The following is a 17,761-nucleotide window of genomic DNA, read 5'->3' on the forward strand; positions in this document are numbered from 1 at the left end:
TTCTATTTATAAGCTTCTTAAGGCAACAATCGGATCTAATTTAGAAGCTCTTTTTGCGGGTAAAACACCAAAAATCAAACCTATTGATCCTGAAATAATCATTGTGGATAAAGTAGTTGTAATACCTACAGATGCAGGCAGTGGTGTAATCAGAGATAATATGAAAACACCTGATAATCCAGTTGTTGTTCCTATTAATCCTCCAATTGTAGATAAAATCAATGCCTCAATTAAAAATTGAATTAAAATATCCGACTGTTTGGCACCAATTGCCTTTCTAAGACCTATTTCTTCAGTTCTTTCGCTAACAGAAACAAGCATAATATTCATTATTCCTATACCTCCAACTACTAAAGATACTGCACCAATACCTGCTAAGAGAAACGTTAGTCCACTCGTAATATTAGTTACTATGTTTAATGCATCTTCTTGTGATCTAACTGCAAAATCATCATCTCTTATTATTTTATGTCTTTGCCTTAATAAGTTAGTAATTTGAAATTTTGCTGCGCTGGTTGCATTTTTATTTTTTGCTTCAACACTTATGAAGCTTAAACTTACACCATATGTAGGGTCCTTCCCTGTAATCCTATTAACCATAGTAGTCAATGGAATATAAGCATTTTTGTCTTGATTACTTCCGAATACAGCCCCTTTGGGTTTTAAAATTCCAATTATTTCATATGTATGATCCTTAATTCTAATCTTTTCCCCAAGTGATGAAGATTTATCTTTGAAAAATTCGTCTTTAAGATCAGGACCTATTACTACATAACTTCTTGCACTATTAACATCACTTTTTGATAAAAATCTTCCCTTATCTACTTCAAAGCTTCTAACTTCAAGAAATTCAGGAGTAACTCCTGCAATTGATATATTTAGACTTTTAGAATTTGATTGCACTATTTCGTTAGCAGAGATTTGAGGAGCAACTTTTTTAACTGTTGGGACTTGATTACTTATTGCTACTGCATCTTCTAATACTAGGTTTTTAGGAAATGAAATACCTCTTCTTCTTGTGTCATTATTTCCAGGAACAATAAATAATACATTTGCTCCTAAATTACTTAATTGATTTTTTGCTAATGTTTGAGCACCTCTCCCAAGCCCAACAAGTGTAATTACAGAAGCATTTCCTATAATTATTCCTAGCATAGTCAACGAACTTCTTAATTTGTTTGAGACTAATGTTTTGGTCGCCATGCCTAGGGCTTCCTTTATTGAGATATTCCTAGACATATTTATATTTATCTATAGCTTCTTCATCATCTTCAATTTGTCCCATATAAATTACACCTTCGTTAAGCTGTAAAGTTACTAGATCACCATTAATAATTTGATTATTATCAATGTTTTCTACATTACAGATTGTAGAAATCTTCTTATTGTTTTTGTTAAAAAAGGCATAAACATCATCTACATTTTGGTTCGTAACAATACCTGCAATATTTTTGCTCAATGGAACATTTTCCAATAATTCTTTATTAACAAATAAAATTTCGCCAGGGCAAATTAATGACAAATCAAGTTTAGTATTTATTTTTCTTGCTTTACCTGTAACTCCAATTTCACCTATTGAGATCCCTCTTGAAAGTATCTTCCTTACTAAACCAACTTTTATTAAATCTGTAGAGCCACTTATACCAGTTAGTGTACCTGCAGTTTGAACGACTAAATCTCCTTGTTTTAATATTCCCATTTCTTGAGCAATTTGCATAGCTAAACTAAATGTTTTTGCTGTTCTTTCATCATTATTTACTACTATCGGGGTGACTCCCCAAACAAGTTGAAGTCTTCTCGCTACACTCCTTTCAGTTGTAGTTGCCAAAATAGGAGTTGGCGGTCTAAATTTACTTACATTTCGAGCAGTAGAACCTGATTTTGTTAAAGGAATTATTGCTCCTGCATCTAGTTGTCTAGCTATATTACTTACAGCTCCACTAATAGCATTTGGTATCGTGCTAGGTAAGTGGCTCTCAATAGCTTTAAGAGGATAATCCCTCTCAATTCTTCTTGCTATTGTTGCCATCGTTTGTACTGCCTCTACAGGATAATCGCCAACGGCAGTTTCGTTTGAAAGCATTACTGCATCTGTTCCATCCAGTATTGCATTGGCGACATCGCTTACTTCGGCTCTAGTCGGTCTTGGATTAGAAGCCATGGAATCAAGCATTTGAGTCGCGGTAATTATTGGTATACCTAATGAATTAGCTTTTCTTATTAAATCCTTTTGTAAAAGTGGAACTTCTTCAGCAGGCATTTCTACTCCCAAATCCCCTCTTGCAACCATAACTCCATCACATAAAGGTAATACAGCATCAATTTGATCTATTGCTTCAAATTTTTCTATTTTTGCAACTACTGGAGTTGAATGACCATTTTTGTTTATTAAATCTTTAATTTCATTAATATCGGAAGGATTTCTTACGAAACTCAGAGCTATCCAGTCAACTCCCTCAGATAAACCAAATTTTAAATCCTCTTTATCTTTTTCTGTTAATGCTTTTACAGATAATTGAACATCTGGGAAATTTACACCTTTATTATTTGATAAAACACCACCTACAGTAACCAAACATTCTAAAAGATTAGCTTTAGTATCTACTTTTTCAACAATCATTTCAATTTTACCATCATCTAATAGTATTCTTTTCCCTTCACTAACTTCTTGAGAAAGATTCTCGTAAGTTACATTCGCAATAGTATTTGAACATTCAACTTCATTGGAGGTTAGTGTAAATTTATCCCCTTTTTTTACTTTTACTGGACCATCCTTGAATCGTCCTAACCTAATTTTAGGTCCTTGAAGATCTTGCAGAATACCAATATCAATATCTAGCTTTTGTGAAACCTCCCTTATAGTTTTAATTCTCTCAGCGTGATCATTATGATCTCCATGTGAGAAATTTAATCTGAATGTTGTTACTCCTGCTTTAATTAAATTTGTAATTATCTCTTCAGACTGAGTTGCAGGTCCAATAGTTGCTACTATTTTTGTTCTTCTTTTTAAATCAATATTCGACATATATAAATAATATTGCTAGATATAAATAAATTTACCATACCCAAAGTTAGTTGTTTAAGTTATGGATTTTAAAACTTATCAGAAAAAAGCAAGAGAAACAGCACAATACCCAAATTTAGGTTCAAATAATATATATCCTACTCTTGGTTTAGTTGGCGAAGCTGGTGAAGTTGCAGAAAAAGTTAAAAAAGTAATTAGAGATAAAAATGGAATATTTGATAATGAATCAAAAATAGGAATAAAAAAAGAGTTAGGAGATGTTTTATGGTATATATCAAATCTTTGTACAGAATTAAATTTCAATTTGGAAGATGTTGCATTACAAAATCTTGAAAAATTAAAATTAAGAGCTGCTAAGGGTAAGATTAGCGGTTCTGGTGACGATAGATAAATTTAGCTATAACCTAAACTTGCATACTGGAGATTTGTAATTAAGTTTTGAATAACATTTAAAAGTAAAAAAGCTAATAAAGATGAAATATCAAATCCACCTATTGGAGGGATAATACCTCTAAAAATGTTTAAATAAGGATCTGTGATAGACGTTAATGCAGACAAAACACCGTTACTCCAATCAATCCCTGGGAACCATGTAAGTAAAATTCTTATAATTAATATGAAAGAATAAATAGATAAAGTTTGGCCTAATACTGCGAAAATCTCAGATAACATTATTATTTCGTAATTTAGATTATTCTAACATTTACTTATTGTTGCTGCTTATTATTGCGGGTTCCTATTTTTGAGAGATAGTCATTACTCACAGCAAAAGTTTGAAAAAACTTTTCTGATAAAGATAACCAATATGATCTACCATCTTTTTGCCTACGTTTTACAATGAATTTCTTTTCTAATAATTCTTTAATATGATCATAAGCTCCTGAGCCTCTAAGAAGTATAAGATCAGATTGCAAGATCTTTTTTTTGATAGCAATAGTTGCTAATGTCCTTAATTCTGATGTTTTCAACTCTGAAGGAAGTAAGTCCTCTACAAAATCATTAAGACTAGATTTGAGTTCGAGACAAAAACTATTATTTACTTCATTTAATTCAAGTGCTGATTTTTGATCAGAGTATTTATTTTTAAGATCTTTAATTGCATCATTTATTGAATTTATATCAGAATTAGTAATTTCTGAAAGATCTTTTTTTGTTATTGGTCTGCCTTTCAAATAAAGGACAGCTTCAATTCTGGTAACTAGATCTATATCAGATAGTTGCTTATTAATTAGATCAGATTTAATAATTGTTATTACCGAAATCTTTCCTAAGATAACTCATATTTATTCTGGTGCACCAAGGAATAATTTATATGTATCGTTTTTAGTTTCATCCCAGTATTTGTAACCTAAAAATTTTACAAAATTGTTCCATTCCGTAATTTCACTTTTATCGATTAATACTCCAATAACAATTTTTCCTACATCAGCACCGTAATTCCGATAATGAAATACACTTATTGACCAATTAGATTTCATATTATTTAAGAAATTTATTAATGCTCCAGGTTTTTCGGGAAATTCAAATCTATATAACAACTCAACAAAACTTCTATTATTAATTTCTTTGAGATTCTTTGGTAATCGTCCACCTACCATATGTCTTAGATGATTTTTGGATAATTCATCCTCACTTAAATCAATAAATTTGTACTGCGAATTCCTAAATTCATCCAAGAGAATTTTTTTATCAACTATTCCATTAACTTCAACTCCTACAAAGATCTGTGCATTTATAGAGTTGGACATTCTATAGCTAAATTCAGTTAAATTTCTATTTTTAAGCAACTTACAAAAATCTATTAAACTACCAGCACATTCAGGAATTTCAACTGCCATCATAACCTCTTTGCATTCTCCAAGTTCCGCTCTTTCTGCTACAAATCTAAGCCTCTCAAAGTTCATATTTGCACCGCATGCAATAGCAACCATGTTTTTATTTGAATGATTCGAATTTAAAATATCTTTTTTCATTCCAGCAATTGATAATGCACCTGCAGGCTCTAGTATCGATCTAGTGTCTTCAAAAACATCTTTGATTGCAGCACATATTTCATCTGTGTTAACCCTAATCATTTTATCTATATATTTTCTTCCAATATCAAAAGTATTATTACCAACTTTTTTAACGGCTACTCCATCTGCAAACTGTCCTACTGAAGCTAATTCAACAATTTTTGATTCTTCTAAGGATTTTGACATAGCATCTGCGTCTTGAGGCTCTACTCCAATTATTTTTACTTCAGGCCAAACTTTCTTAATGTATAAGGATATTCCTGATATCAATCCGCCACCACCAACAGCAATATAAATAGCATAAGGTTTGTCTTTTAATTGTTGTTCAAGTTCAATAGCTATAGTTCCTTGTCCTGCTATTACTTCAGGATCATCAAAAGGATGAATAAAACATAAATTTCTTTCTTTGCTAATCCTTATTGCCTCTCTATAAGTTTCATCATAATTATCTCCATATAATATAACTTTTGCCTTTAGATTTTTTACTGCATTAATTTTTACTAGAGGCGTTGTAAGGGGCATTAATATGGTTGCTTGGCAATTTAACTTGAGAGCACTTAGTGCTACCCCCTGAGCATGATTTCCAGCACTTGATGTAATTACTCCTTGAGCAAGCTGCGATTTAGTGAGCTTACTCATTTTGTTAAATGCCCCTCTTATTTTGAATGAAAACACATCTTGAAGATCTTCTCTTTTTAAGAAAACTTCATTATTAAGCTTATTACTTAAATTATGTGCTTTTTCTAGTGGTGTTTTTTTTGCTACTTCATAGACTTCAGCCTGAAGTATTTTTTCAAAATAATCATTCATATACATATTTTTAGCATTAATTATTAATCTAATAAAACATTACATGATCGATTTCATAAAAATTACTCATTTTGCACCTCGGCGTTTTAAATTATATGTATAACTATTTTTATGTAATGCTTTTAAGTGAGTTAAGCCATCCGAATGAACTACATGGCTTAACAGTTTCACAATTAGAGGAAATTGCTTGTCAAATTAGAGAAAGACATCTCCAAGTAGTATCTACAAGTGGTGGACACCTTGGCCCTGGATTAGGTGTAGTCGAATTGACATTGGCTTTATATCAAACTCTAGATCTTGATAGCGACAGGGTTGTTTGGGATGTTGGTCATCAAGGTTATCCTCATAAATTAATAACAGGTCGTTTCAGTCAATTTGATTCACTTAGACAACAAAATGGAGTAGCAGGATATCTTAAAAGAAGTGAAAGTAAATTTGACCATTTTGGTGCAGGTCATGCAAGTACATCAATTTCAGCTGCTTTAGGAATGGCAATAGCAAGAGATAGAAAAGGTGAAAATCATAAATGTGTAGCAGTTATAGGAGATGGAGCATTAACTGGTGGAATGGCTTTAGAAGCTATAAATCATGCCGGACATTTACCTAATACTCCATTAGTTGTAGTTTTAAATGATAATGACATGTCAATATCGCCTCCAGTTGGAGCACTTTCTTCTTATTTAAATAAAGTTAGACTTAGTCCTCCATTACAATTTTTATCAGATAGTGTGCAGGAAAGTGTAAAAAATATTCCGTTAATTGGTAAGGATATTCCAGAAGAATTAAAAAATATTAAGGGCAGTGTGAGACGTTTAGCTGTTCCTAAGGTTGGAGCAGTTTTTGAAGAACTCGGATTTACATATATGGGCCCAATTGATGGTCATGATATTGAAAATTTAATTAATACATTTAATGCTGCGCATAGACTTAAAAAACCTGTTCTCGTTCATATTGTTACAACAAAGGGTAAGGGTTATCCTTATGCAGAAGCAGATCAAGTTGGATACCATGCTCAGTCTGCATTTGACCTGACGACAGGTAAATCTATCCCATCAAAAAAACCAAAGCCCGTAAGTTATAGCAAAATATTTGGTCAAACATTATTAAAAATATGTGAACAAGATAGCAAAGTTATTGGTATAACAGCAGCTATGGCTACTGGCACAGGATTAGATATATTGCAAAAGAATATTCCAGAGCAATACGTTGATGTAGGCATAGCTGAGCAGCATGCAGTTACTCTTGCCGCAGGAATGTCGTGCGATGGTCTTAAACCTGTTGTTGCTATTTATAGCACTTTCCTGCAACGTGCTTTTGATCAATTAATTCATGATGTAGGGATACAAAATTTACCTGTATCTTTTGTACTTGATAGAGCTGGAATTGTTGGAGCTGACGGCCCTACTCACCAAGGGCAATACGATATTAGTTATATGAGATCCATACCAAATTTTGTCTTAATGGCCCCAAAAGATGAGTCTGAATTGCAGAGAATGTTAATAACATCAATTAACCATAAGGGACCTACAGCATTAAGAATACCTAGAGGTTCTGGATTAGGTGTTGCTGTAATGGATGAAGGTTGGGAACCATTGAATATAGGTGAGGCTGAAATACTAGAAGAGGGAAATGATATTTTAATTATTGCTTATGGATCAATGGTCGCTTCAGCTATTGAAACAGCAGAGATATTAAAAGGTATGAACATTAATACTTGTATTGTAAATGCAAGATTTGTTAAACCTCTCGATAAAAATCTTATTATTCCTTTGGCAAGTAGGATTCAAAAAGTGGTAACGATGGAAGAAGGAACCTTAATAGGTGGTTTTGGTTCAGCTATCGTTGAATTATTTAACGATAATGAAGTAAATATTCCTGTATATAGAATAGGTATACCTGATGTTTTAGTTGATCATGCATCACCTGATCAGAGTAAAGAAAAATTAGGTCTTATGCCTGATCAGATGGCAGATAAAATAATTCAGAAATTTAAATTAAATAATTAAAAATTTATTTTATAAATTTCTATAAAACACCACGTGATGCTAATCCAAGGATGGCACCTATTCCGAATATGTGACCTAGGCAATTAGCTCCAACAACAGATGCGTGACTTAAACCACCATAGAATGTTGAATTAGGTATTTCAAAACCTTCATTAGGTTTTTGAATATTTGCTCTAGCTATTGCATAAGCAATACCATTACATGTAATCATTATCATGGCGCATTTTGGAGACCAAGAAAATGTTGCTGGATCTGCAGCTGCAAATAATGTAGTAAGCATAAAATTACGTTATTTTTATATATTCTCTAATACTTTTTGCCAAAAAACACAAAATTGTAAAAGGTCTTAAGAGTTGTTTACTTCTAAAGTATTTAACATCTTTATGAATCCAAATAATATTACAAAATCGCTTAAGGTCAAGAAAAACTCAGCCGAACCATGTAGAAAGTCAACTTCTACAAGGGTTTTATTGTAATAAGTTAATGAAAAAATAGACAAAACTATAGTTATTAATACAAATAACACTGTCAAGGAAAAGCCTGTTTTTACTAATATATTGACAGATTTGATCTTGTATAAGTAAAACAAAAAGATTAAATATGGAAAAATTGAAGCAGAAAATAATACTGTATTATCATAATTAGATAATTTTTCTAAAATCCTTAAAAAAAAATCATTCATAAGTCAAAGATTTTTTGTATATAACAATAGTTGCTAGCGCTAATGTTGAGTTACCTATAAAAGTCATGATACCTTGAAGAGTTACTAAACCATACAATGCTTGTTGATTATCATAAATGTGCCAGGTAATTGCACACATTGCACTAATAAAATTAGGAATCATAGCTAAGCTTAACCAAAAAAAAGTTGTATATTTTTCAAAATTACTAATTTTTTTAATTATAAATATTGCATAAATCCATTCAATTACTGATGAGATATGTATTAACCAAGTTCCAAATGATAGTTCGTGCAAAATATTATATTTTTTTCTTTAGTACGTTAAGTACTTCCTTAGCATGATTTATAGGTAAAACACTTATCCATCTATAAGAAATTGTCCCTTCTGGAGAAATCAAAAAAGTATTTCTATCTGAATATGGTGGAATCCACGAACCATATTTATCGCTAATAATTCCTTCAGGATCAGATAATAAAGTGTAGGTTATTGATTTTTCGCTACAGAAACTTTCATGAGAATCTTTTTTATCAGCACTAATACCAATAATTTCGGCATTGTATTTTGAAAAATCTTTTTTTAATTCTGAAAAACCTTTAGCTTCAAGAGTACAACCTGCTGTAAAATCCTTTGGATAAAAATATATAACAAGCCATTTACCTTGAAAATCACTTAATTCCCAAATTTTTTTTGATTTTATGTTTTTATTAAAACCTTCTAACTGAAAGTTTGGAGCCGAATCCCCAACTTCAGGAGCAAAGTCAAAAGCTAATGTTGAATTACAATTAATTAAAAGAAAAAATGATATTAATATACTTACAACTAGAGTTCTCATCAAATTTAGAATTTTTTTAAATCAACTCCATTTGATTTGGCAAATTTATCTAAACCTACTTTTTGTACAGATTTTAGCGCTTTGGTACTAATTTTTATATTCACCCATTTCTTTCCTTCTTCCCACCAAAGTCTTCTTTTTTGAAGATTGACTTGTTGTAATTTTTTTGTTCGAATATGTGAGTGGCTGACGGCCATTCCGTTATTGGCTTTTGCCCCAGTTAGTTCGCAAACCCTTGACATATTTTTTGAGTTAGATCTTTAAAAATTTTAACATACGACTTAAATCGTTGAATTAAGCAATTCTGAAATTAATTCGGCATTATTATTTTGTAAATTAATAATCTGTTCTTGATCTAATCCACCAACGGAAAGTTTAGCCATATCGTAAACTTGATTAGCAATTTTAGATGCCAATGGATTTTCAATAGTATCTTTTTCATCAATAATTATTTTATTGCCTGTAATTTTATTAAGGCCAACAATAAGTGGATGTTCTTTGTTAATTAAGAGCACATGATATTCAGGTAAGCCAGGCATCTTTTGTTCCATGTAAGCACCCATATCGTTAATTCTTCTCATTTGTTCTGGAAGCAAGATCATTGCAGGTGGAGCACCTTTACTTGGAAGTGATTGCACTTTAACTGTTACTTTCTCATTGTTAAGTGCTTTTACAATTGTATCTCTAAGATTTTCTGTATTTGATTTGCCATCCTTATCTACAATTTCTTTAGATTCCGTATCTTCTAGTTCATTGATTTCTGAATCAACTCTTTGGAATTGATAATCTTCGTTTTTACTTTCTAACCAAGGAAGGAATTGTGCATCAATTAAGGGATCTGATTTAATAACTTCTTTGCTATCAGATAAACAGATATTTAATGCGCTTGACTGAGCAATCAAATCTGAACAGTAAATTATTTTTTTAGAATCAGTTATCTTATTACGTTCTTTATAATTTGCGAGAGTTGTAAAATATTTATCATTTGATTTGATAAGTGATTTATTTTCGATATCTTTTTTTAAGTCTTTCTCTGGATTTATGATTGTTTCGAAAATTATGCTGTTATCTACTAAATCAGCAAATTTTTCATCTTCGATAGCGCCAATTTTAATAAAAGCAGAAATGGAATCCCAAATTTCTGCATAAAATTCTGGTGATTTTTTTATCAAATCCTTCAGTTTATTAGCGATTTTTTTTGAAATAAATGATGATATAGATCTTACTTTTCTATCTGTTTGTAATGCGCTTCTACTGACATTTAGGGGGATATCTGTAGAGTCAATTACTCCTCTTAGAGGCAAAAGGTATTTTGGTACTATCTCTTTTATTGAATCGCTTACGAATACTTGATTACAAAATAGTTTAATTTCTCCCTTTTCCCAATCAGCTCTTCCAGACAACTTAGGAAAATACAATATCCCTTGAATGTCATATGGATAATCTGTATTTAGATGAATCCATAACAGTGGATCTCCCTGAAAAGGATAAAGGTATTTATATAACTCAATATAATCTTGATCTTTTAATTCACTAGGTTGTTTTCTCCAAGGAGGATTTTTCTTATTAATTGCCTCACCTTCCAATAAGACATCTATTTGCATAAAATCACAATATTTTTTTATTAATGATTTAATCCTTTCAGGCTCAATAAACTCTTTTTCTTCTTCAAGTAGGTGAAGTATCACATCTGTACCAATTGTTTCTCTTTCCGACTCCTCTAACGTGAAATTTGGTGATCCATCACAAGACCATTTGAAAGCTTTTGATTCTCCAATTGCTGATTTAGTTAATATATCAACTCTATTTGCCACCATGAAACTTGAATAAAAACCAAGTCCAAAATGACCAATAAATTCATCATTATTTTTTTTGTATTTTGTTAGGAATTCTTCTGCGCTCGAGAATGCTACTTGGTTTATGTACTTCTTAATTTCTTCATCATTCATTCCAATTCCATTATCAGAAATTGTTAGGGTATTATTTTCACGGTCAATAGATATTTTTACTTGAGCTTCTTCAGTATTTTCGCAGTCGCCTGCCATAGAGGCCATTCTTCGTTTACTTATTGCGTCAACACCATTACTAACAAGTTCTCTTAAAAAGATTTCATGGTCAGAATATACTGCCTTCTTAATAATTGGGAAAATATTTTCAGTATTAATACGAATTTCGCCTTTTTCCATTTAAAAAAAAATCTAACATTTTAAATCCTATTTCCTAAAAACTAGTTAATCAAGTTTAATTAGGAGTATTGTCCGAACAAAATATGAATTTAAAAACTTAAATAAACTCTTAAAAGGTTTTATTTAACCCATAAAATCTCACTACAATTATTTTCTTTCATTATTAAAGTGGCTTTAGCAAAGTCATCACATGGATTTAAATGTAAGACAGCAATATTTCCTCTTTTCTGTAGTTCTTTTTGCTTATTCATACCTTTTTCTAGCAAATTAGAATCTTTAAACATTAATAAAATTTTTTTCTTATCTGTCTTTTCTTCCTTAATTAAATTTCTTAAAATATCTATTGAAATAGTAAATCCAATTCCATTTAGGATTTTCTCATTAGGACTAAAGAATCTTACAAGTTCATCATATCTTCCACCTTTTGCGATCACGTTTTTATTATTACCACTATCCCCTATAAGTTGAAAAACTATTCCTTCGTATAAATTCAAGTGAGGTTGAAAAGTAGGATCAAGTTGTAATTTAACACCATATTTATTTGATATTTTTGATAATATTTCAAATAAAAAATTTAGGTCATCTAATGTTTTACTACTGCCATATATACTTTTCAATTTTTTTAATATTGCAATTGGTTCACCTCTTGTGAATAATAAATCTTTAAGAATATATTTATCATCTTCCTCAATTCCTAATTTAGATAATTTATCTTGATCAAGGTTAACTAGACTTTTCTTAATTTCTTCAAAATTATTATTTTTATATTTATTCAATATCAAGTCCATAATTTTTGTGGTACTAACTAATAGACTTAAATTACAATCATCCTTCAAATTAATATTATCTATTGCATCAAACAATATATTAATAACTTCAATTTCTGGGTATTTTGTATCATATCCAATTAATTCAATTCCACTATGCAGTTTTTCTTGCAACTTAAATAAATTTTTATTATTTTGTTTTTTATCAAAGACTATTCCATTAGTAAATAATCTTATAGGTCTTTTCTTATTTATTAATCTAGTAGATGACAATTTGACAATAGATGTTGTCATTTCTGGTCTAAGACATAATGAATTATTACTTACTATTCCAACAATTTCATTTTCTTCGATAACACCTCGACCCTTTATCGTCTCTAAAGTGTTTATAAAAGAAGGTGAGACTTCTTCATAACCCCATAGTTTATAAATATTATTTAAATTATTTATAATATTGGAGTTATTCCTTACATCTACTAATTTAATTTCTTTTATATCAGTCATTTTAATATTTAAAGATTTATATTTTAGGTATAAAGATTTTTATTAAATGGAGAAACATTATCTAGTTCATTTTTTAATTCATCCTCAAGGCGGGGTGAGCATGCAAGAATTCTTCCAGAACTTAAATTAAATTCGCCAGATGGATAATTCGAAATAATTCCACCTGCCTCTTTAACAATAATAGCACCGGCAGCTAGGTCCCATACCTCTAACCCCCTTTCCCAGTATCCGTCTACCTTTCCTGCAGCAACAAATGCTAAGTCAACTGCTGCCGCTCCACCTCTTCTAACTCCTCTAGTTTTATGTGTTAAGTAACAAAATTCAGCATAATTATTATTTTCTGTCTCAAACCTGTCATAAGAAAAACCAGTCACTAGTAAACTTTCAGAAAGGTTACGAGGACTCGATACTTTAATTTTAGTATCATTGCAGAACGATCCTATACCTATACATGCTGAATATAGTTCATTTAAATATGGGACTGATATAGCTCCTATAATTGGCTTATTTTTATATACAAGACCAATAGAAGTTCCAAAAAAAGGATACCCATGGGAATAATTTGTTGTACCGTCTAATGGGTCTATGCACCATGTTAAATCAGAAGATTTATTTAATTTCCCAGATTCCTCAGCATTGATAGATATATTGGGTGTTTTTTCTATTAAATATTCTTTTATTTTATTTTCAACTTCCAAATCTACATTGGTTACAAGATCACCTTTCCTACCTTTAGATGATATTTGTTGAATTTTATTGTAATTTATTTTAAGAATTTCATTCCCAATTTGAGCAGAATTTTTGGCTATTTCATACAACTTAGATAAGCTTATATGATTTGTGAGTTCTTCTATTTCGCTTAGTTTAAACATGATAATTAATCTTCCTCAAATTCCCATGGTGGTGCAACTCTTGTATTTCCTCTCCCAAAATATTGTCCAAATTGCAAATCATAAACTTCATCTTCGTAAGTTGTTTCTAACTCCAGATCTGTAGTAGCTTTAGCAACGCAAAGCAGTGCATAACCTTTGTCTTTTAAGGCTTGAGATACCCCCATGGCTTCAGGTTGTTGCAACGTACCAGATATTATTTTAACTGCACAACTTGTACAGCAACCATTTCTACATGAAAAAGGAAGCCTAAACCCTTTCTTTTCAAATTCCTTAAGAATATACTCATCACAATTTACCTGTTCTTTGTATAACTTTCCGGTTTCTTTATTTTTTATCGTGACTGTAAAAGTCTTATTCAAATAACTTTCCTCAAATGTGGGATGATAAAGGGTTAAAATGGATTTCTTGGGAGAGGTGGCCGAGTGGTTGAAGGCGCAGCACTGGAAATGCTGTATAGGGGCAACTTTATCGAGGGTTCGAATCCCTCTCTCTCCGTTTTATATTAGTTGATTTTTGTTGATTACATCAATAATTTTTTTTTGAATAGATATTTAAAATAATATAGTAATCAGTTTGAGAGGTTATAAATAATCTTATTTATTTAAATTAAGTTGAAAATATTTGGTTTTTACTATTATATGTAAATATCTAAGAAAAAAATTAATTAAATTATTAGTAAATTTTGCTTTAATTTAGCGATCTAAAATCATGGGGCAAATAGTTGGAATTGATTTAGGTACTACTAACTCTGTTGTCGGAGTTATAGAAGCCGGTCGTCCAATAGTTATTGCAAATTCTGAAGGTTCTAGAACTACACCTTCAATAGTTGGTTTTACAAAAGACAAAGAAATAGTAATAGGTGACCAAGCAAGAAGACAACTTGTTTTGAATCCAAAGAATACCTTTTATAATTTAAAAAGATTTATTGGTAGCGACTGGGATGAACTTGATGATACAAGTATTTCAGTTCCTTATAATGTCAAGTCAAATAATACTGGAAATGTTAGGGTTCTTAGTCCAAATACAGAAAGAGAGTATGCTCCTGAAGAGTTAGTGAGCTCTTTAATTAGAAAATTAATCAACGATGCCGAAACATATCTAGGTGATACTGTTGACTCTGCAGTAATTACTGTCCCTGCCTACTTTAATGAATCTCAAAGACAAGCCACAAAGGATTCTGCAATTTTAGCTGGTATCAAAGTAGATAGAATCCTAAATGAACCTACTGCAGCTGCTCTAGCTTATGGTTTTGAAAAAAGTTCCTCTAATAATGTTTTGGTTTTTGATTTAGGGGGAGGAACATTCGATGTTTCATTATTAAAAATCTCTAATGGTGTATTTGATGTTAAAGCCACCTGTGGAGATACCCAACTAGGAGGAAACAACTTTGACTCAAAAATAGTAGATTGGCTTGCTGAAAAATTTCTGGCTAAACATGATATAGATCTAAGAAGGGATAGACAAGCTTTGCAGAGATTAACTGAAGCTGCTGAAAAGGCGAAATGTGAATTATCAGGTTTGCTAAAAACAAAAATATCATTACCTTTTATAACCACTAGTAAAGAGGGGCCATTACATATTGAAGAGACCTTAGATAGAAAAATATTTGAATCATTATCCCAAGATCTTTTAGACAGATTATTAGAGCCTGTGCAAATAGCCATAGATGACTCTGGATGGAACGCAGAAGATATAGATGAAGTAGTTCTTGTCGGTGGCAGCACAAGAATTCCAATGGTTCAACAATTAGTCAAGACTCTTGTTCCTAATGATCCTTGTCAATCTGTTAATCCAGATGAAGTCGTTGCAATTGGCGCTGCAATACAATCCGGAATTATTAGTGGTGATTTACAAGATTTACTGCTAAATGACGTTACACCTTTATCTTTAGGTTTAGAGACTATTGGTGGTCTTATGAAGGTACTTATACCTCGTAATACACCAATACCAGTAAGACAATCTGATGTTTTTAGTACATCAGAAGCTAATCAATCTTCAGTTGTAGTTCAAGTAAGGCAAGGTGAAAGGCCATTAGCTTCTGAAAATAAGTCACTTGGTAAATTTAAGTTATCAGGAATACCACCAGCACCTAGAGGAATACCGCAAGTTCAGGTAGCATTTGATATTGATGCTAATGGTCTTTTAGAAGTGAGTGCAACTGATAGAACAACTGGTAGAAAGCAAACAGTAACAATTTCTGGAGGTTCTAATTTAAATGAACAAGAAATCAAATCGATAATTGAAGAAGCTAAATCAAAAGCTAATGAAGATAGAAAGAGGAGATCTGTCATTGATAGAAAAAATAGTGCTTTAACTCTTATTGCTCAAGCTGAGAGAAGGCTTAGGGATGCTTCTTTAGAATTTGGACCTTATGGAGCTGAAAGACAACAACGAGCTGTAGAATTAGCCATTCAAGATGTAGAAGAATTCATAGATGATGATGATCCTCAAGAATTAGAAATTTCAGTAAGTGCTCTCCAAGAAGCATTATTTGGTTTGAACAGAAAATTTGCAACAGAAAGGAAAACTGATAATAATCCATTACAGGGTATTAAAAATACATTTGGATCACTAAAGGATGAACTGTTTTCAGATGACTATTGGGATGATGATCCTTGGGATAATCAAATGAATAGAAATTATAGAAATTCGAGGTATGGTAATTCTAGGGATGATGATCCATGGGACAATGACTATTTCCTCTAAAAAAGACTATTTGTCTATTTTGGGTTTATCCCATGATTATGACGATAATGAACTTAAAAAAGCCTTTAGAAGAGAAGCAAGAAAATGGCATCCAGATTTAAATAAAAATGATCTAAATGCAGAAGAAAGATTTAAATTAATTAACGAAGCATACGAATATCTACGTGATCCAAATAAAAGAAATGATAATTCGGAGGTAAATATTCGGGAAGACTACGAAAATAACAATTTCAAGACAGGTTTTCCTGATTTCCAAGATTATCTTGATTCATTATTTGGATATGAATACAACTCTAAGAATTATGAAGAAAACAATAATGGATCATTTGAGGATGAATCGATAAATATAGATAATGAAGAATTTAATAATTATGAATACCCTACAACATCTCCAGAAGAACCACCTCCAGTTAAACTCCATCAAGATATTGAAACAATTATCGAATTAACTCCTGATGAGGCCTTACGTGGAGCTTCAATTTTAATAGAACTTGAGGATCAAACTGTAGTTGAAGTTGATACACCTCCTTTCGCTGGAGATGGATGGAGATTAAGACTTGAAAATATTGCAAGAGGAGGAAAAGATCATTATTTACAGTTAAAAGTTCAAACCGAGAGTGGTCTAAGAATTGATGGTTTACGAGTTCTTTATAAATTAGAGTTGTTCCCTCATGATGCTCTTCTTGGATGTGCAGTAGAGGTTCCTACCCTTGATGGAAATGTTACCCTTCAAGTACCTCCAAAATCATCTACCGGAAGAATGTTACGTTTGAAGGGTAGGGGTTTAACGTTCGAAGAAAATGTAGGTGATCAATATGTTGAAATCTTGGTAGTTATACCAGCTGATATTAATGATGAAGAAATTGCTTTATATACAAGATTACAAGAATTATCACTTTCTGATTCTTAATCAAATATTATATAAAAAGAAAAATCGAAACTTATGAACGCATTTGTTCTTTTATATAATTCAGGAACAGATAAGGAAGGAATTCATTCAATCGAACTTAAAGGAAGAACTATAGTTCTTATGTTTGAAGACAAGGAAGATGCAACAAGATACTGTGGTCTACTTGAAGCTCAAGATTTCCCTCTACCAACAGTCGAAATGATCGACATAGAAGAAATAAAAAATTTTTGTATTAAATTAGATTATGAATGTAAATTAGTGGAGAAGAATTTTGTTCCTAAAACAGCTGAAGATAGGTTACTAATTTCTCCACCCCAGAAAAATTTAGAAGTTGATGATTGGGGGAGGGACATTAATAATAAGGAAAAAATTGATATAAATACCATTAAGGAAAACCTTGAAAAGTTGCTTTAAGGATTAAAAT

Annotated in this window: 19 protein-coding genes and 1 tRNA gene; 6 read left to right on the top strand and 14 right to left on the bottom strand. The window is 31.3% G+C overall.

Annotation, left to right across the window (positions count from 1 at the left end; genetic code table 11):
• Positions 1-6 precede the first annotated feature (6 nt).
• Both PMT9312_RS04535 and pyk read right to left on the bottom strand, forming a co-directional pair.
• Complete coding sequence (locus tag PMT9312_RS04535) at positions 7-1,239, bottom strand: ABC transporter permease (RefSeq protein ID WP_036924543.1); 1,233 nt, start codon at positions 1,237-1,239, stop codon at positions 7-9.
• Entirely contained in the window at positions 1,232-3,025 is a 1,794-nt protein-coding gene (gene pyk / locus PMT9312_RS04540; RefSeq protein WP_011376443.1) for a pyruvate kinase, read from the bottom strand. The genes PMT9312_RS04535 and pyk overlap by 8 nt, the downstream gene beginning before the upstream one ends.
• 61 nt (positions 3,026-3,086) lie before the next feature.
• Here pyk and PMT9312_RS04545 point away from each other — a divergent pair, with 61 nt between their 5' ends.
• Entirely contained in the window at positions 3,087-3,416 is a 330-nt protein-coding gene (locus tag PMT9312_RS04545; protein WP_011376444.1) for a nucleoside triphosphate pyrophosphohydrolase family protein, read from the top strand.
• A 2-nt stretch (positions 3,417-3,418) separates the two neighbouring features.
• Here the strand turns inward: PMT9312_RS04545 and PMT9312_RS04550 are convergent, their stop codons facing one another.
• The 3 genes from PMT9312_RS04550 to ilvA all read right to left on the bottom strand — a co-directional run bounded on the left by PMT9312_RS04550 (position 3,419) and on the right by ilvA (position 5,850).
• Complete coding sequence (locus tag PMT9312_RS04550; protein WP_002807500.1) at positions 3,419-3,697, bottom strand: YggT family protein; 279 nt, start codon at positions 3,695-3,697, stop codon at positions 3,419-3,421.
• Positions 3,698-3,732: 35 nt separating this feature from the next.
• On the bottom strand, positions 3,733-4,233 hold the full coding sequence (gene scpB, locus PMT9312_RS04555) for an SMC-Scp complex subunit ScpB (protein WP_036924539.1): 501 nt from the start codon (positions 4,231-4,233) through the stop codon (positions 3,733-3,735).
• Positions 4,234-4,308: 75 nt separating this feature from the next.
• Complete coding sequence (gene ilvA / locus PMT9312_RS04560; protein ID WP_036924536.1) at positions 4,309-5,850, bottom strand: threonine ammonia-lyase, biosynthetic; 1,542 nt, start codon at positions 5,848-5,850, stop codon at positions 4,309-4,311.
• A gap of 116 nt (positions 5,851-5,966) precedes the next feature.
• On the opposite strand from ilvA, the gene dxs reads away from it, so the two are divergent.
• Complete coding sequence (gene dxs, locus PMT9312_RS04565; protein ID WP_011376447.1) at positions 5,967-7,856, top strand: 1-deoxy-D-xylulose-5-phosphate synthase; 1,890 nt, start codon at positions 5,967-5,969, stop codon at positions 7,854-7,856.
• A gap of 19 nt (positions 7,857-7,875) precedes the next feature.
• Here dxs and psaK read toward each other — a convergent pair whose 3' ends face one another.
• The 9 genes from psaK to PMT9312_RS04610 all read right to left on the bottom strand — a co-directional run bounded on the left by psaK (position 7,876) and on the right by PMT9312_RS04610 (position 14,080).
• Positions 7,876-8,136: a photosystem I reaction center subunit PsaK gene (gene psaK / locus PMT9312_RS04570; RefSeq protein ID WP_011376448.1), complete on the bottom strand. Its 261-nt coding sequence runs from the start codon at positions 8,134-8,136 to the stop codon at positions 7,876-7,878.
• A 66-nt stretch (positions 8,137-8,202) separates the two neighbouring features.
• On the bottom strand, positions 8,203-8,538 hold the full coding sequence (locus tag PMT9312_RS04575) for a DUF3593 domain-containing protein (RefSeq protein ID WP_011376449.1): 336 nt from the start codon (positions 8,536-8,538) through the stop codon (positions 8,203-8,205).
• Positions 8,531-8,833, bottom strand: a complete 303-nt coding sequence (locus tag PMT9312_RS04580; RefSeq protein ID WP_011376450.1) for a DUF2499 domain-containing protein — start codon at positions 8,831-8,833, stop codon at positions 8,531-8,533. The genes PMT9312_RS04575 and PMT9312_RS04580 overlap by 8 nt, the downstream gene beginning before the upstream one ends.
• 4 nt (positions 8,834-8,837) lie before the next feature.
• Positions 8,838-9,371 carry a peroxiredoxin gene (locus PMT9312_RS04585; RefSeq protein WP_011376451.1) on the bottom strand — a complete coding sequence of 178 codons (534 nt, stop codon included), beginning with the start codon at positions 9,369-9,371 and terminating at the stop codon, positions 8,838-8,840.
• A 5-nt stretch (positions 9,372-9,376) separates the two neighbouring features.
• Positions 9,377-9,613 carry a 50S ribosomal protein L28 gene (gene rpmB / locus PMT9312_RS04590; RefSeq protein ID WP_011376452.1) on the bottom strand — a complete coding sequence of 79 codons (237 nt, stop codon included), beginning with the start codon at positions 9,611-9,613 and terminating at the stop codon, positions 9,377-9,379.
• A 39-nt stretch (positions 9,614-9,652) separates the two neighbouring features.
• Positions 9,653-11,557, bottom strand: a complete 1,905-nt coding sequence (gene htpG / locus PMT9312_RS04595) for a molecular chaperone HtpG (RefSeq protein WP_011376453.1) — start codon at positions 11,555-11,557, stop codon at positions 9,653-9,655.
• Between the two features lie 119 nt (positions 11,558-11,676).
• On the bottom strand, positions 11,677-12,828 hold the full coding sequence (locus tag PMT9312_RS04600; protein ID WP_011376454.1) for an ATP phosphoribosyltransferase regulatory subunit: 1,152 nt from the start codon (positions 12,826-12,828) through the stop codon (positions 11,677-11,679).
• Positions 12,829-12,851: 23 nt separating this feature from the next.
• Entirely contained in the window at positions 12,852-13,700 is an 849-nt protein-coding gene (locus PMT9312_RS04605; RefSeq protein WP_011376455.1) for an inositol monophosphatase family protein, read from the bottom strand.
• A gap of 5 nt (positions 13,701-13,705) precedes the next feature.
• Entirely contained in the window at positions 13,706-14,080 is a 375-nt protein-coding gene (locus tag PMT9312_RS04610) for a 2Fe-2S iron-sulfur cluster-binding protein (RefSeq protein WP_011376456.1), read from the bottom strand.
• Positions 14,081-14,129: 49 nt separating this feature from the next.
• Between PMT9312_RS04610 and PMT9312_RS04615 the strand changes: the two genes are divergently transcribed.
• The 4 genes from PMT9312_RS04615 to PMT9312_RS04630 all read left to right on the top strand — a co-directional run bounded on the left by PMT9312_RS04615 (position 14,130) and on the right by PMT9312_RS04630 (position 17,751).
• Positions 14,130-14,216: transfer RNA gene (locus PMT9312_RS04615), tRNA-Ser, on the top strand.
• Positions 14,217-14,429: 213 nt separating this feature from the next.
• Positions 14,430-16,427 (top strand): molecular chaperone DnaK, encoded by a 1,998-nt coding sequence (gene dnaK, locus PMT9312_RS04620; RefSeq protein WP_011376457.1) that lies wholly within the window; start codon positions 14,430-14,432, stop codon positions 16,425-16,427.
• Entirely contained in the window at positions 16,378-17,337 is a 960-nt protein-coding gene (locus PMT9312_RS04625; protein WP_011376458.1) for a DnaJ C-terminal domain-containing protein, read from the top strand. Before dnaK ends, PMT9312_RS04625 begins: the two co-directional genes overlap by 50 nt.
• Positions 17,338-17,370: 33 nt before the next feature.
• Complete coding sequence (locus PMT9312_RS04630) at positions 17,371-17,751, top strand: DUF3110 domain-containing protein (protein ID WP_011376459.1); 381 nt, start codon at positions 17,371-17,373, stop codon at positions 17,749-17,751.
• Positions 17,752-17,761: the final 10 nt, after the last annotated feature.

It is taken from the genome of Prochlorococcus marinus str. MIT 9312, assembly GCF_000012645.1.
Taxonomy (GTDB): domain Bacteria; phylum Cyanobacteriota; class Cyanobacteriia; order PCC-6307; family Cyanobiaceae; genus Prochlorococcus_A; species Prochlorococcus_A marinus_L.

Bases quoted from the DNA above. Each gene is read 5' to 3' on its own strand.
- PMT9312_RS04535 (WP_036924543.1), bottom strand. From the start codon at position 1,239: ATGTCTAGGAATATCTCAATAAAGGAAGCCCTAGGCATGGCGACCAAA.
- pyk (WP_011376443.1), bottom strand. From the start codon at position 3,025: ATGTCGAATATTGATTTAAAAAGAAGAACAAAAATAGTAGCAACTATT.
- PMT9312_RS04545 (WP_011376444.1), top strand. From the start codon at position 3,087: ATGGATTTTAAAACTTATCAGAAAAAAGCAAGAGAAACAGCACAATAC.
- PMT9312_RS04550 (WP_002807500.1), bottom strand. From the start codon at position 3,697: ATGTTATCTGAGATTTTCGCAGTATTAGGCCAAACTTTATCTATTTAT.
- ilvA (WP_036924536.1), bottom strand. From the start codon at position 5,850: ATGAATGATTATTTTGAAAAAATACTTCAGGCTGAAGTCTATGAAGTA.
- dxs (WP_011376447.1), top strand. From the start codon at position 5,967: ATGCTTTTAAGTGAGTTAAGCCATCCGAATGAACTACATGGCTTAACA.
- psaK (WP_011376448.1), bottom strand. From the start codon at position 8,136: ATGCTTACTACATTATTTGCAGCTGCAGATCCAGCAACATTTTCTTGG.
- PMT9312_RS04575 (WP_011376449.1), bottom strand. From the start codon at position 8,538: ATGAATGATTTTTTTTTAAGGATTTTAGAAAAATTATCTAATTATGAT.
- PMT9312_RS04585 (WP_011376451.1), bottom strand. From the start codon at position 9,371: ATGAGAACTCTAGTTGTAAGTATATTAATATCATTTTTTCTTTTAATT.
- rpmB (WP_011376452.1), bottom strand. From the start codon at position 9,613: ATGTCAAGGGTTTGCGAACTAACTGGGGCAAAAGCCAATAACGGAATG.
- htpG (WP_011376453.1), bottom strand. From the start codon at position 11,557: ATGGAAAAAGGCGAAATTCGTATTAATACTGAAAATATTTTCCCAATT.
- PMT9312_RS04600 (WP_011376454.1), bottom strand. From the start codon at position 12,828: ATGACTGATATAAAAGAAATTAAATTAGTAGATGTAAGGAATAACTCC.
- PMT9312_RS04605 (WP_011376455.1), bottom strand. From the start codon at position 13,700: ATGTTTAAACTAAGCGAAATAGAAGAACTCACAAATCATATAAGCTTA.
- dnaK (WP_011376457.1), top strand. From the start codon at position 14,430: ATGGGGCAAATAGTTGGAATTGATTTAGGTACTACTAACTCTGTTGTC.
- PMT9312_RS04625 (WP_011376458.1), top strand. From the start codon at position 16,378: ATGGTAATTCTAGGGATGATGATCCATGGGACAATGACTATTTCCTCT.
- PMT9312_RS04630 (WP_011376459.1), top strand. From the start codon at position 17,371: ATGAACGCATTTGTTCTTTTATATAATTCAGGAACAGATAAGGAAGGA.